Raw genomic sequence first — 12,662 nt, 5'->3', positions numbered from 1 at the left:
ATGTCGGACCCTCCCGTACGCTGCCGCCCCATGAACGCAGCTGGGAATGCATCGCAGCAGAAGATCGCGCTGGTGACGGGCGCGGGCTCCGGCATCGGCCGGTCCGTCGCACGCACCCTGTCCGAGGCCGGCTGGTCGGTGGCACTGGCGGGGCGGCGCACGGAAGCGCTGGAGGAGACGGCCGCGGGGATGGGGGACGCGTTGTGCGTACGTACCGACGTGGCGGACCCCGGTGACGTGGACGCTCTCTTCACCGCCGTGCGCGAGCGGTGGGGGCGCCTCGACCTCCTCTTCAACAACGCCGGCACCTTCGGACCCGCCGGGACACCGCTTGAGGATCTGCCGTACGAGGCCTGGCAGCAGGTGGTGAACACCAACCTGACGGGGTCGTTCCTCTGCGCGCAGGGGGCCTTCCGGCTGATGAAGGCGCAGGACCCGCAGGGCGGGCGGATCATCAACAACGGGTCCATCTCGGCCCATGCGCCGCGCCCCGATTCGGTCGCGTACACGGCGACGAAGCACGCGATGACCGGGCTGACGAAGTCGCTGTCGCTGGACGGGCGCCCGTACCGGATCGCCTGCGGGCAGATCGACATCGGCAACGCGGCGACCGAGATGACGGAGCGGATGCGGACCGGGATCCTGCAGGCCAACGGCGAGCTGGCGGTGGAGCCGGTGATGGACGCGGCCGATGTGGCACGGACGGTCCGGCACATGGCGGAGCTGCCGCTGGAGGCGAATGTGCAGTTCGCCACAGTGCTGGCGACGACGATGCCGTATGTGGGGCGCGGCTGACCCGAGTTGGGGTGTCGTTCGGGTGCGAGGGGTTCCGTCGAAGCGCTTACGGCGGCTTCGGCGGACCCCTAGACTTACCACTCCTTCACACTTTCCACATACGGAGCACACCGTGCGCATACGTATCGCGGCGCCCGCCGCCCTCGCCGTCGCCGCTCTCTCGGGCGCCCTGCTCGTGACCGCTCCGAGTGCGTCGGCCGCCACCTCGCCCGTACAGATCAGCAAGGTCCAGTACGACTCCCCGGGCAAGGACGTCCACACGAACAAGTCCGTCAACGGCGAGTGGGTCAGGCTCCAGAACCGCTCGAAGGGCACGGTCAGCATCAAGGGCTGGAAGCTGACGGACACCAAGCGTCACGTCTACACCTTCGGCAACGTCACGCTGAAGAAGAACCAGTCGGTCACCGTCTTCACGGGCAAGGGCAAGGACACCTCGGCGTCCAAGTACCAGCAGCGCGGCTGGATGATCTGGAACAACACCCACGACACGGCGACCCTCAGCGACGCCAAGGGCAAGAAGAAGGACGCCGTCAAGTGGACGAAGCCCGGCAAGGGCTACGTCACCAGCTGAACCCCCTGGCGGCGCTCAGCGCCGGTGGCGGCCACCGCCCTCCGGGGGCGCCGCCTCCGGCTCGCTCCGCCTGCGGTTCCTGAGCGCGAACACCGAGCCCCCGATCAGCGCCAGCGCGCCGCCCGCCCCGCCGATCAGCGGCCAGGACACGGCACTGCTCGCGGCGGGCCGGGAGCCCGAGACCGTGTCGGTCACGGCCGCCCCCGGCTTCGGCGCGGTCTTGAGCGCACCGCCCTCGCTGACCGGCTTGACCAGCGTCCCGACGGCCGCCGCTCTGCCCGCCGCCTCGAAACCCCAGTCCAGGAGCGCCGAGGTGTCGCGGTAGACCATGTCGTAGCCGGGCGCCGGGTGCATCACGGTGACCAGGAGTGTGCGGCCGCCGCGCGTCGCCGCGCCCGTGAAGGTGTTGCCCGCGTTCGTCGTGTAGCCGTTCTTGACGCCGATCAGGCCCTTGTACGTACCGAGCAGCCGGTCCGTGTTCTGGATCTCGAAGGTCTTCCCCTTGTTCCCGTCGGGGAACTTCGCGATCCGCATCCCGCAGTAGTGGCGGAAGCTGTCGATGCCCAGGCCGTGCCGGGCGAAGAGCGTGAGGTCGTACGCGGACGAGACCTGCCCGGGGTGGTCGTAGCCGTCCGGGCTGACGACCTGGGTGTCGAGCGCCTGCAGATCGACGGCCTGGGCCTGCATCTGGCGCACGGTCTCGTCCACGCCGCCGTTCATGGCGCTCAGCACATGGACGGCGTCGTTGCCCGAGCGCAGAAAGACGCCCTGCCAGAGCTGGTCGACGGTGTACGTCGTCCCGGCCTCGACCCCCACCAGACTGCTGCCCGCGGGTATGCCGGCCAGCTCGGCCGCGGTGACCTTGTGCCGCTGGGTGACCTCGCCGACCTTCGGCAGCACGGTGTCGGCGAAGAGCATCTTCAGCGTGGAGGCGGGCGGCAGCCTGTGGTGCGCGCGGTAGGCGGCGAGCACCTCGCCGGTGGTGTGGTCGGCGACGAGCCAGGAGGCGGCGGACAGCTTCGGCAGCGCGGGGGCTCCGCCCAGATCCACCTGGACGCCGTCGCGGCCGAGCCGCTCACCGCCCACGGCTGTGGCGGCCGCGGCAGTACCGCTGCCGGCGAAAGCCGCGGCGGTCGCGGCCGGGACGGCGGCGGCCAGGCCGAGGGCCGCGCGTCGGGAGATCGGGGCTCGGGAGGATTCACGCACCTCAGGACCGTACAAACCGAAGCTGTGCGAACTAACGGCGGGTCCGGGTTCCGGTTGCGGCCCCCGCCGTGCGCTCAGCCCAGGATCCGGCCGATCTCCGCCAACTCCCCTTCGCTCAGGGGCCCTTGGTTCAGCGCGGCGGCGTTCTGCTCCGCCTGGGCGACGCTGCGGAAGCCGGGGATCGGCACGGTACGGGGACTGCGCGCCCAGAGCCAGGCCAGTGCGCCCTGCCCCGGGGTGCGCCCGCCACTGGTCAGTACGTCCCGTACCGCCTCCACCTTCGCCGCCCATTCAGGGGCAGGCGCCCCGCCCTCGCCGAACCAGCTCAGCCAGGCCGGCGGCACGGCGCGGATGTCGCCTTCGCCGGGGCGCACCCCGGCCGCGTACTTCCCCGTGAGCAGACCCATGGCGAGGGGGCTGCGGTTGATGCTCGCAAGGCCGAGCCGCTCGCACAGCGCCAGCATGTCGGGGGCGTCGGCCAGCACATTGCACGCGTGCTGCACGGCCGCGCAGTGCTCGCCCTCGGCGAAGACCTCGGCCCTCTCCGGGTCGTCGGTGGACCAGGCGTACGCACGGATCAGCCCTTCGCGTACGAACTCCTCGCAGGCGTCCCGGAGTTGGGCGCCCGCTTCGGGGGCCGCGTCGGACAGGTGCAGCTGGTAGAGGTCGATGTGGTCCGTGCCGAGCCGTCGAAGCGAGGCGGTGAGCGCCTCGCGTGCGTACTCCGGTGTCGGATCGCTGCCCGTCACCCTGCGCGTCGTCTCGTCGAAGCGGTTGCCCCACTTCGTCGCGACGACCACCTCGTCGCGCCGCCCGGCGAGCGCCCGGCCCAGGACGCGCTCGCTGTGCCCGGTGCCGTACACGTCGGCGGTGTCGAAGAAGGTCACCCCAAGGTCGAGCGCACGGCGCACCGCGGCGACCGACTCCTCGTCGTCGACCTTCCCCCACCCGAGCGGGCTGCCTTCGGCGTCGGCCCACTCGCCGCCGATCGCCCAGCACCCGAACCCGAGCGCGCTCACTTCGATGCCACTGCGTCCCAGCGTCCTTGCCTTCATCGTCTCCATGCCTGCCCACGCTAGGAGTTGGAGCGCACCCGAAGGCAAGCCCCCCGGACGTGGGAACCTGCTCACCATGAACGACCACACCTGGACCACCGTCGACCAGCTGCACGCCTGGCTGGGCGAATCGCACACCCTCCCGCCCCAGGAGGACATCCTGCTGCGTGTCCTCAAACTCTCCGAGGAGGTCGGCGAGGTCGCTCAGGCGGTCATCGGGGCGACCGGGCAGAATCCGCGCAAGGGCACGAGCCACACCTGGCAGGACGTCGAGGCGGAGCTCTGCGACGTGATCGTCACGGCGATGGTCGCCCTTCGCACGCTCACCCCGCAGGCCCCCGAGGTCTTCGCCGCGCACCTGGACCGGGTCGCGGACCGCTCCCTGAGCTCCACCGGCCAGGACGGCGCGGCAGAAGCGAAATGAACGGGCCCCGGTCCCGGCCAGGAATGATCCAAAAGCGTCAGGAGTTGCCGACAACATGACGACACCAGCATCCCGCCCCGAGATCCTCCGCTACACCGCCTTCTCCGCCGATCCGTCGGGCGGCAATCCGGCCGGTGTCGTCCTCGACGCCACAGGGCTCTCCGACGCGGAGCAGCTCGCGATCGCGGCAGACCTCGGCTACAGCGAGACCGCGTTCCTGACCGCGCCACCGGAGGGCCTCGGCGGGGAGCCGGGCCGGGCCTTCACGGTCCGCTACTTCTCGCCGAAGGCGGAGGTGCCCTTCTGCGGCCACGCCACGATCGCCACGGCCATCGCCTTCGCGGAACGCCACGGTGCGGGCGACCTGCTCCTCTCCACGCAGGCGGGCACGATTCCGGTGACGGTGAAGGAGTCCCCCGAAGGCACCCTGCGCGCAACGCTCACCAGCGTCGAGCCGACCGTGTTCGACGCCGCGGAGAAGGACGTGACCGCGGCCCTGGACGCACTCGGCTGGTCCCCCGCCGACCTCGACCCGGCCTTCCCGCCGCGCATCGGCTACGCGGGCGCCCGCCACCTGATCCTGGCGGCTGCGACCCGGTCCCGCCTCGCGGACCTCGACTACGACTTCGAGCGCCTGCTGTCCCTCATGACGGCTCTGGACCTCACCACGGTCCAGCTGGTCTGGCGCGAGTCGGAGACGGTCTTCCATGTACGCGACCCGTTCCCGGTCGGTGGCGTCGTCGAAGACCCGGCGACGGGTGCGGCAGCCGCGGCCTTCGCTGCGTATGCCCGCGAACTTGGCCTGGTCCCGGAGGAGTCGGTCCTCACGCTGCACCAGGGCGAGGACATGGGCCGCCCGGGCGAGCTCCGGGTGGAGCTGCGGGCCGGTGACGCGCGGGTGCGGGTGGGCGGCACGGGGGCGCGTATCCCGGAGGAGCCGACCGTATGACGCCCTTCGCCGTTCCCAACCCGTACCCCTTCGACGCCCTGCTCTGCGACTTCGACGGTGTCATCCGCTTCTACGACACCTCCGAGGTGACCCGCTTGGAGCGCGCCGCGGGCCTCCCGGACGGCACGACGGGCACCATCGCCTTCGCGCCCGAGCGCGACGGCCTCTTCCTCCTCGGCAAGATGGACCATGCCGAGTGGGTGCGGTCGACGGAGGACGCGCTCACCGAGGTGACGTCCGCGCCCCGGGCCAAGGAGCTGGCGGCAGCATTCGGGACGGCGCCCTTCCGGACGGACCCGGAGATCCTGGCGCTGCTCGCCCGCGTACGGCAGCACGTCCCGCTGGTCCTCGTCACCAACGCGACCACGGACCTGGAGGCGGACCTGACGCGCCTGGGCCTCGACGGTTTTGTGGACCATGTGGTGAGCAGCGCGCGCATCGGGGTGGCCAAACCGGAGACGCGCTTCTACGAGATCGCGGCGGCCCGCGTCCAGGTCCCGTACGACCGCTGCCTGTTCGTGGACGACTCGGAGGAGAACGTCAAGGCGGCCACGGCACTGGGCATGACGGCGGTCCACTACAGCGAACTGGCAGACCTGCAGCGGGCGTTGAGCCCGCTGCAGTAGCCCTCGCCGCTCACACCAACCCGGCGGAGGCCGGTACGCCGTCACCATCGACGACCGGCTCCGCCGCCTCCTTCTCCTTCTCCTCCTTCTCCTCCTTCTTCGCCTCGCCCCTCCCCTTCAAGGTGGCGAGCACGGATCCCCCAAGAATAAGAACGAAGGCGCCGCCCACCGAGACGGTCAACTCCTCACCCAGCAGCGCGACTCCGGCCGCCACGGCGATCGCCGGGTTGACGTACGTGATGACCGAGGCCCGCACAGGACCGACCTCCCGGATCAGCTCCAGGAAGGCGACGAAGGCGACCGCGGTGCAGACGACGCCGAGCCCCGCGAGGCTGGCGATGACCTGCCCGGACGGCATCGCGGACGGCCAACTGGCCACGGCGGCAGGGGCGTAGACGATCGCGGCCAGCATCAGGCACGGCGTGATGAGCCGCAGCGTGGGCACGTCCTTCATGTGCCGGGCTGCGATCAGCGGTGCGGTGGCGTACCCGAGGGCCGTCAGCAGCACCTCGGTGATCGACCAGGCGTCCCCGCCGCTGAGATGCGGCACGGTCAGCACGGCGACCCCTCCGAGCCCCAGCGCGAGCCCCGCCCCGCGCCGCAACCCGAGCTTCTCCGTGTCGCCGAACCAGCGGGCGATAAAGGCCCCGAAGATCGGTACGGCGGCGATCAGCAGCCCCGCCATGGAGCTGGAGAGCTTGCGCTCCGCGTCGGTCAGCGTCCACCACGGACCGATGATCTCTATCGCGGCGAAGGCGAGCATGGGCACCCAGTGCGCCCGTACCGTACGGAAGAACCCGCCACCCCGCAGCGCGAACGGCAGCAGCAGAGCCGCCCCGATCGCGCACCGTACGAACACCACCCCCGCCGGCGAGAAGCCGTCGACCGCCACCTTGATCATCAGGTACGGGATGCCCCAGAGCACACCCATCATCCCGAAGAGAGCCCACCCGCGTGTTGTCATGCCCCCATGATCCCGGGGTCACCGCCCGCCGTCTTGAACGCTGTTGCGGTACGCGGCCGGGGTCGCACCCGTCACCCGACGGAACCACCGCGTCAGATGCGCCTGATCGGCGAAACCGACGATCCCGGCGACCTCGGCGGGCTTCATGCCCGCCTCCAACAGGCTCCGCGCGCGCATCGACAGCGAAACCGGTTTCGGCGAGCAGGGTGCCGGGGTCGGCGGAACCTGATGGCACAATCGCCCTCCGTGCCTGGTCAACCAGTGTCAGGTGCATTACGGGGAGGGTTTGACCGTGCGAGGTCTCAGACACATAGCAGCAGCCGGGGTCGTCCTGGCATCACTGCTCCTGACCGCTTGCGGGGGCGATGACGTGGGCGTCGCGTCCAAGCCTTCGGCACAACCCGCCAAGGTCTCGCCGACAGCGTCCGCGCAGCAGGAGCCGGAGATCACCAGGGTTCAGGTACTCAGCGACTTCCGCTTCGCCACCCGGGGCATCGGAACGACCACTGTCGGCAACACCCCGACACTGCAACGAGCGTGCAGGGTCACCGTCTACACCACCACCCGCAAGATGACCAAGAGTTCCGAGTTGCTGCTCGCGGTCGGCCGTCTCCAGGCACGCGGATGGAAGCTGGACGGCAACGCCTCGATCGCTGAAGGAGGGTTCCTCAAGCGGGGGGTGTGGAAAACCATCGCGGCAGCGACGCCCATCCCCGAGGACCTCCAGAGCAAGGCAACCGGTGCCCAGGGAATGCTGATACTCGACGCCAGCGGCCGCTGCTGACACCAGGAGCGCAGAATGGCCCTGGACCAAGGAAAAACCCCCGGCCAGGGCCATGGCAGCGGACGAGTCGGCCTGTACGCCGGGTTTTGTCGCCCGGTGACCTTGCGGTCGCCGGGGAGACGGCCATCCATCTACGACCGGCATTGCTGCCGGCCTCCTGCGGTCTACCCGCGAACTCGGGCGAGCAGCCCTCGAACGTCCGCGCAAAGCCGTCTTCCGACGGCTTTTCTTGACCTTGCTCCAGGTGGGGTTTACCTAGCCGCCTGAGTCACCTCAGGCGCTGGTGGTCTCTTACACCACCGTTTCACCCTTACCGAGGACCGAGGTCCCCGGCGGTCTGTTTTCTGTGGCACTGTCCCGCGGGTCACCCCGGGTGGCCGTTAGCCACCACCTTGCCCTGTGGAGCCCGGACGTTCCTCGGGAGGATCCTGAGAATCCCCACGCGGCCGTCCAGCCGGCTCGTCCGCCGTGTACGCCATCCTACCTGGGGTCCGTCACACCTCACGCGAAGTCCGCAGTCTCCAGCTCGAAGGCGAACGGCTCGGGGAGGGCGACAGGTTTCCCGAAGGGAAGGGTGCAGGACTGGCGGTAGTCACCCTTTTCCGGGTCGCTGAAGAGGGTCAGCGAAGTCTTGTCGCGGTCGATGAGGAGGTACAGAGGAATGCTCCCCTGGGCGTAGCAACGTCGCTTGGCCTCGCGATCGCGCTCCGGTTTGGACGAAGTGACCTCAACCGCCAGTGCGACACCCTCACAGGGCATCCAGGACTCCGCGCCGCGGAACAACCGACGTTCCCTCGGCGCGAAGGTGCCGTCGGGGATGAGGTGGTTCCTCGGGCACACGCCACCGCTGGGGAGCTTCAGGCCCTTATTCCCGGAGAACTGCATGTCAGTCCGAGACCGCCTGTACACCTGGCTCACGATGAGTTCGATGTAGTCCTCATGATCACCGTCCGGCGGCGGCGTCACGACAATCTCCCCCTCGATCAGCTCTGCCCGGAAGCCCTCTGGCGTATCCAGCGCCAGGAAGCCCTCCAACAGGACGTCCGCCTGCGTGAGCGGCTCATGCGCCACGGCAGTCATGTCGTCACGCCCCTTCCTCGGTCGCTCGCCAGACTGGGACATCACGTGATCCACCGTCCGTGAGATGGGAGTTCTTCCTTCGATCGTGGCACACGATCACGCGGAGTTGTCGGAGTTCTCCGCCCCGAAAGCCGCGGCACCCGTAGCCCACGCCTTGTCGAGGTCCGCGTCCGGCGGGAAGCGGCCGGTCAGTTCGAGGATCACCATGCCGTGTGCGAAGGCCCAGGCCGCCCGGGCCACATGTTCGTCGCCGCCCACCGCCCGGAACAGGGGTGCTGCCGCGCGGTCCTCCAGGCCCGGCGGGATCGCGTCGCGCTCCAGGGGGCGGTCGGTGGCCAGGCGGTAGAGGTGGGGGTGGGCCAGTGCGTACGTACGGTACGCGGCGGCCAGGACCGCGAAGGAGCCCGGGGTGCGGGCCTCGGCCGCCTCCAGGGCTTCCGCTGTTTCGAGCAGGGACTCGGCCTTGAGCGCCGCCTCCACCGCCTGTTTGTCCGGGAAGTGCTTGTAGAGGGAGGGGGCTCGCATGCCCACCGCTTCCGCGATCCGGCGCATGGTCAGGGCCTCCGGGCCCTCCGACTCCAGGAGGGCGCGGGCCGCCGCGGTGATCTGCTGGGCGCGGGGCGGGGTGGTGGGGTCAGGCACGCTGGAAGCCTTCCTTGGAGCGCAGGCCGTAGCCGAGGGCGCGATCGTACGAGATGTGGGCCGTCCAGCCGCACAGGGCCGCGAAGATCGGGGCCCAGGTGATGGGCGTGTACGTGTAGACCGCCATGAGGGCGATGGGGACCAGCGCGCGGTGGGCCGCGTTGTAGAACGGGACGGCGCGCGGGGCGAGTTGGCCGTGGGAGAGGCGTGAGGAGTCCGCGGCGCCGATCAGCATCGTCAGATCCGGGGCGATGAAGAAGGCCAGCGCGAAGAGGCCGGCGATCCAGCCGTGGTTGACCGCTTCCAGGACGGCGAAGGCCGACCAGAAGAGTGCGTTCACCAGCCAGGCGCTGCGGCGGGTCATGGTGAGGACAGTTGTGGTGGTGGTGGTTGTGGTGGCCGTTGTCGTCGTTGCGGTCCTCATGGTGTGCCCCTTCCAGTGATGGCTAACGCCGTTAGCCACGAGTGTGCAGCTAACGGCGTTAGCCTGTCAAGGGGTCACCTTCTATGCCGGGGCGAACTGCACTTTCGCCGTGCCCGGGTCCGCCTGTGTGAGCCGTACCCGCACCCGCTCGCCCAGCGGGAGCTTCCCCGTGCCGCCCTCGATGCGCGCCACCACCGCAGGGTCCTCCAGGTGGACGGTGCCGGTGGACGGCTCCTGCTCCTTCACGTCCACCACGTACGCGTCGAACGTCTCCCCCACCCGGTCCTTGAGCAGCGCCGCCTCCACGATGTCCACGCACTCGCGCTCCACGGAGTTGGCGCGGCGCGTGCCGTCCGCCATCTCCTGGGAGAGCGCGGGGAGCGCCGCCGTCACCCACTCCGGGGGCTGGTCCCCCGCCACCGCCGCCACGCACAGCTCGCCCGCGTAGCGGTCGACCAGGCGGCGGAGCGGTGCGGTGCAGTGTGCGTACGGGGCCGCCACCGCCGCGTGCGTGGCCGGGTCCGGGCGCTCGCCGTTCGTGAACGCCGTGTAGCCCGCACCCCTGAGGAGAGCGGTGCAGTCCTGGAGGAACGCCGCGTGGCGGGGGTCCTCGGGGTTCAGGGTGCGGATCAGCTGGGAGTACGAGACGTGGTGCGGCCAGTCGATACGCAGCGCCTTCGCCGACCGGCGCAGGCGCGAGACCGCTCCGTCGGGGGCCGTGGGGAGCGTACGCAGGATGCCGGTGCCGGCCGCGAGCATCAGGTCGGCCGCCGCCATCCCCGTGAGGAGGGAGATCTGGGCGTTCCAGCCGTCGGCCGGGAGCGGGGTCCGGTAGGCGAGGCCGTAGGTGTTGTCCCGTTCGGTGATCTCCTGCTCGGGGACGTTGAGGGAAATGCCGCCCCTCTCCACCTCCTGCGCCTCGCGGAGACGGCCGATGTCGGCGAGGAGCGCCACGGGAGTCTCCGCCGTGCCGGCGTCGATCCGGTGCTGGACCGTCTCGTAGTCGAGCTTCGCCCGGCTGCGTACGAGAGCCCGCTCCACGTGGGTGGCGGTGGTGCGGCCGTCCACGTCCAGGTCGATCTGCCAGAGCAGCGCAGGGGCCGTCTGGTCCGGGAGCAGGCTCGCCGCGCCCTCGGAGAGGAGCGGCGGGTGCAGGGGGATCCTTGCGTCCGGGAAGTAGAGCGTCGTCACGCGGCGGTGCGCCTCGGCGTCGATCGCGCCGCCCGGCGTGACGAAGGCGGCCACGTCGGCGATCGCGTAGTGGACGCGGAAACCGGTCGGCGTGCGGGCCAGGTGCATCGCCTGGTCCAGGTCGCGGGAGGTCGGCGGATCGACCGTGAAGAAGGGGATGTCCGTCGCGTCGCGGGCGGGGAGGCGCGGGGACTTGGCCGCCTGCTCGGCCTCGGCGAGCACCTCGGGCGGGAAGTCGTCCGGGAGCTCCAGTTTCGTACGCATCGCGCGCAGGGCGGCCCGCAGCGGGGCTTCGGCTTCGCCGGTCATGTGCATGTGGCGGCTGGGCATGAGGCGAGCGTATTGCGGGTGGGAGCGCACGGCACCTTTACGCTGGCGGCGGTTGTTGTCGTACGTACGCACATGAAGGAGACATGCCTTGCTGGTGCTCTTGCCGCCCTCGGAGGGTAAGGCCGCGAGTGGGTCCGGTGCGCCCCTGAAGCTGGAGTCGCTGTCGCTGCCGGGGCTGACCGAGGCGCGGGCCGCCGTGGTGGACGAGCTGGTCGAGCTGTGCGCGGCCGACGAGGAGAAGGCCCGGGAGGTTCTCGGGCTGAGCGAGGGGCTGCGGGGCGAGGTCGCCAAGAACGTGGAGCTGCGGACCGCGGGGGCGCGGCCCGCGGGGCAGATCTACACGGGCGTGTTGTACGACGCGCTGGATCTCGCGACGCTGGACGCGGCGGCCAAGCGGCGGGCCGGGAAGGCGCTGCTGATCTCGTCGGGGCTGTGGGGCGCGGTGCGCGTCGGGGACCGGATTCCCTCCTACCGGTGCTCGGCCGGCGTGAAGCTGCCGGGGCTCGGGGCGCTGGGGGCTTTCTGGCGCGGGCCGATGGGTGACGTCATGCCGGAGGTCGCGGGGAGCGGGCTGGTGCTCGATCTGCGGTCCGGTGCCTATGCGGCGGCCTGGAAGCCGAAGGGGGAGGTGGCTGAGCAGACCGCTTCGGTGCGGGTGCTGCACGCACCCACCCGGAAGGTGGTCAGCCACTTCAACAAGGCCACGAAGGGGCGGATCGTCAGGGATCTGCTGATGGCGGGAGTCTCGCCGGGCGGGCCCGGGGAGCTGGTGGAGGTGTTGCGGGGACTGGGTTACGTGGTGGAGGCCACCGCTCCGGTCAAGGGCGGGCAGGCCTGGTCGCTGGACGTGCTGGTGGACGAGATCCACTAGGCGACACCGCTCGTCGTTGCACAGGGCGCAACGGGCGTTGCGTATGTCGTGGGATGGCAGGCAGGATGTGCCCATGACTTCCGTGCTGGACCTTGCGCCCGTTGTTCCTGTTGTCGTGATCGACAACGCTGCCGATGCCGTGCCGCTCGCACGCGCGCTCGTCGCCGGCGGGCTGCCCGCGATCGAGGTCACGCTGCGGACGGACGCTGCCCTGGACGCGATCCGCGCCATCGCTGACGAGGTGCCGGACGCCGTGGTGGGGGCCGGGACGGTCATATCCGCTGCGCGAGTTGAGGCTGCGGTCGGCGCCGGGGCACGGTTTCTGGTGAGCCCGGGGTGGACGGATGCGCTGCTCGGTGCGATGCAGGCTTCGGGGGTGCCGTTCCTGCCGGGGGTCTCGACCACTTCGGAGGTCGTCGCGCTCCTGGAGCGGGGCGTGACCGAGATGAAGTTCTTCCCGGCGGAGGCCGCGGGCGGGGTGCCGTATCTGAAGTCGCTGGGCGGGCCGCTGCCGCAGGCGCGGTTCTGTCCTACGGGGGGTATCGGGCTGGCGTCCGCGCCTTCTTATCTGGCGCTGGCCAATGTGGGGTGTGTGGGCGGGACCTGGATGCTGCCTGCCGATGCGATCGCTTCGCGGGACTGGGCGCGGGTGGAGGTACTGGCCCGGGAGGCGGCGGGGCTCATCTCAAGCCCGTCCGGCGATTGAGGACAAGCGGCCTTCGGCCGCTTACGGGGGCTCCGCCCCCGGAC

The 12,662-nt window shown here is 70.4% G+C and carries 15 protein-coding genes, 1 other RNA gene and 1 pseudogene; 8 read left to right on the top strand and 9 right to left on the bottom strand.

Annotated features, from left to right (window positions below; genetic code table 11):
- The first annotated feature begins 30 nt into the window (after positions 1 to 30).
- Positions 31 to 795: an SDR family oxidoreductase gene (locus tag J0695_RS23355; protein ID WP_372445819.1), complete on the top strand. Its 765-nt coding sequence runs from the start codon at positions 31 to 33 to the stop codon at positions 793 to 795.
- A gap of 112 nt (positions 796 to 907) precedes the next feature.
- On the top strand, positions 908 to 1,366 hold the full coding sequence (locus J0695_RS23350) for a lamin tail domain-containing protein (protein ID WP_206964380.1): 459 nt from the start codon (positions 908 to 910) through the stop codon (positions 1,364 to 1,366).
- A 15-nt stretch (positions 1,367 to 1,381) separates the two neighbouring features.
- Here the strand turns inward: J0695_RS23350 and J0695_RS23345 are convergent, their stop codons facing one another.
- Both J0695_RS23345 and J0695_RS23340 read right to left on the bottom strand, forming a co-directional pair.
- Positions 1,382 to 2,572, bottom strand: a complete 1,191-nt coding sequence (locus J0695_RS23345) for a D-alanyl-D-alanine carboxypeptidase family protein (RefSeq protein WP_206964378.1) — start codon at positions 2,570 to 2,572, stop codon at positions 1,382 to 1,384.
- A 74-nt stretch (positions 2,573 to 2,646) separates the two neighbouring features.
- Positions 2,647 to 3,636, bottom strand: a complete 990-nt coding sequence (locus tag J0695_RS23340; RefSeq protein ID WP_206964377.1) for an aldo/keto reductase — start codon at positions 3,634 to 3,636, stop codon at positions 2,647 to 2,649.
- Between the two features lie 67 nt (positions 3,637 to 3,703).
- On the opposite strand from J0695_RS23340, the gene J0695_RS23335 reads away from it, so the two are divergent.
- The 3 genes from J0695_RS23335 to J0695_RS23325 are packed head-to-tail and all read left to right on the top strand — an operon-like array spanning position 3,704 to position 5,626.
- A complete protein-coding gene (locus J0695_RS23335; protein WP_206964376.1) occupies positions 3,704 to 4,051 on the top strand; it encodes a MazG-like family protein in 348 nt (115 codons plus the stop codon).
- A gap of 55 nt (positions 4,052 to 4,106) precedes the next feature.
- Positions 4,107 to 5,000: a PhzF family phenazine biosynthesis protein gene (locus J0695_RS23330; RefSeq protein WP_206964374.1), complete on the top strand. Its 894-nt coding sequence runs from the start codon at positions 4,107 to 4,109 to the stop codon at positions 4,998 to 5,000.
- Positions 4,997 to 5,626, top strand: a complete 630-nt coding sequence (locus J0695_RS23325; protein ID WP_206964364.1) for an HAD family hydrolase — start codon at positions 4,997 to 4,999, stop codon at positions 5,624 to 5,626. The genes J0695_RS23330 and J0695_RS23325 overlap by 4 nt, the downstream gene beginning before the upstream one ends.
- A gap of 10 nt (positions 5,627 to 5,636) precedes the next feature.
- On the opposite strand, the gene J0695_RS23320 is transcribed toward J0695_RS23325, so the two are convergent.
- The gene (locus tag J0695_RS23320; protein ID WP_206964362.1) at positions 5,637 to 6,590 is read right to left on the bottom strand and encodes a DMT family transporter; all 954 of its coding nucleotides are present in this window, start codon (positions 6,588 to 6,590) and stop codon (positions 5,637 to 5,639) included.
- Positions 6,591 to 6,608: 18 nt separating this feature from the next.
- Positions 6,609 to 6,764: pseudogene (locus J0695_RS23315) on the bottom strand (helix-turn-helix domain-containing protein); the annotation flags it as partial.
- A 118-nt stretch (positions 6,765 to 6,882) separates the two neighbouring features.
- Here J0695_RS23315 and J0695_RS23310 point away from each other — a divergent pair.
- The gene (locus J0695_RS23310; RefSeq protein WP_206964361.1) at positions 6,883 to 7,374 is read left to right on the top strand and encodes a hypothetical protein; all 492 of its coding nucleotides are present in this window, start codon (positions 6,883 to 6,885) and stop codon (positions 7,372 to 7,374) included.
- A gap of 59 nt (positions 7,375 to 7,433) precedes the next feature.
- Here J0695_RS23310 and rnpB read toward each other — a convergent pair.
- From rnpB to J0695_RS23285, 5 genes are all read right to left on the bottom strand, one after another.
- An RNA gene (gene rnpB / locus J0695_RS23305) (RNase P RNA component class A) lies at positions 7,434 to 7,836 on the bottom strand.
- A gap of 39 nt (positions 7,837 to 7,875) precedes the next feature.
- The gene (locus J0695_RS23300; RefSeq protein WP_206964358.1) at positions 7,876 to 8,454 is read right to left on the bottom strand and encodes a Uma2 family endonuclease; all 579 of its coding nucleotides are present in this window, start codon (positions 8,452 to 8,454) and stop codon (positions 7,876 to 7,878) included.
- Positions 8,455 to 8,550: 96 nt separating this feature from the next.
- On the bottom strand, positions 8,551 to 9,096 hold the full coding sequence (locus tag J0695_RS23295) for a TetR/AcrR family transcriptional regulator (protein WP_307798728.1): 546 nt from the start codon (positions 9,094 to 9,096) through the stop codon (positions 8,551 to 8,553).
- On the bottom strand, positions 9,089 to 9,520 hold the full coding sequence (locus J0695_RS23290) for a DUF4260 family protein (protein WP_206964357.1): 432 nt from the start codon (positions 9,518 to 9,520) through the stop codon (positions 9,089 to 9,091). Before J0695_RS23290 ends, J0695_RS23295 begins: the two co-directional genes overlap by 8 nt.
- 81 nt (positions 9,521 to 9,601) lie before the next feature.
- Positions 9,602 to 11,041, bottom strand: a complete 1,440-nt coding sequence (locus J0695_RS23285; RefSeq protein ID WP_206964355.1) for an RNB domain-containing ribonuclease — start codon at positions 11,039 to 11,041, stop codon at positions 9,602 to 9,604.
- A gap of 88 nt (positions 11,042 to 11,129) precedes the next feature.
- Here J0695_RS23285 and yaaA point away from each other — a divergent pair, with 88 nt between their 5' ends.
- Both yaaA and J0695_RS23275 read left to right on the top strand, forming a co-directional pair.
- The gene (gene yaaA / locus J0695_RS23280; protein ID WP_206964353.1) at positions 11,130 to 11,912 is read left to right on the top strand and encodes a peroxide stress protein YaaA; all 783 of its coding nucleotides are present in this window, start codon (positions 11,130 to 11,132) and stop codon (positions 11,910 to 11,912) included.
- A gap of 73 nt (positions 11,913 to 11,985) precedes the next feature.
- Positions 11,986 to 12,618 (top strand): bifunctional 4-hydroxy-2-oxoglutarate aldolase/2-dehydro-3-deoxy-phosphogluconate aldolase, encoded by a 633-nt coding sequence (locus J0695_RS23275; protein WP_206964351.1) that lies wholly within the window; start codon positions 11,986 to 11,988, stop codon positions 12,616 to 12,618.
- Positions 12,619 to 12,662 lie beyond the last annotated feature (44 nt).

The sequence above is a fragment of the Streptomyces beijiangensis genome, assembly GCF_017315755.1.
GTDB lineage: Bacteria > Actinomycetota > Actinomycetes > Streptomycetales > Streptomycetaceae > Streptomyces > Streptomyces beijiangensis.
The sequence above is the reverse complement of the archived record's forward strand: the minus strand, read 5'-3'. Positions and strand labels throughout refer to the sequence as shown.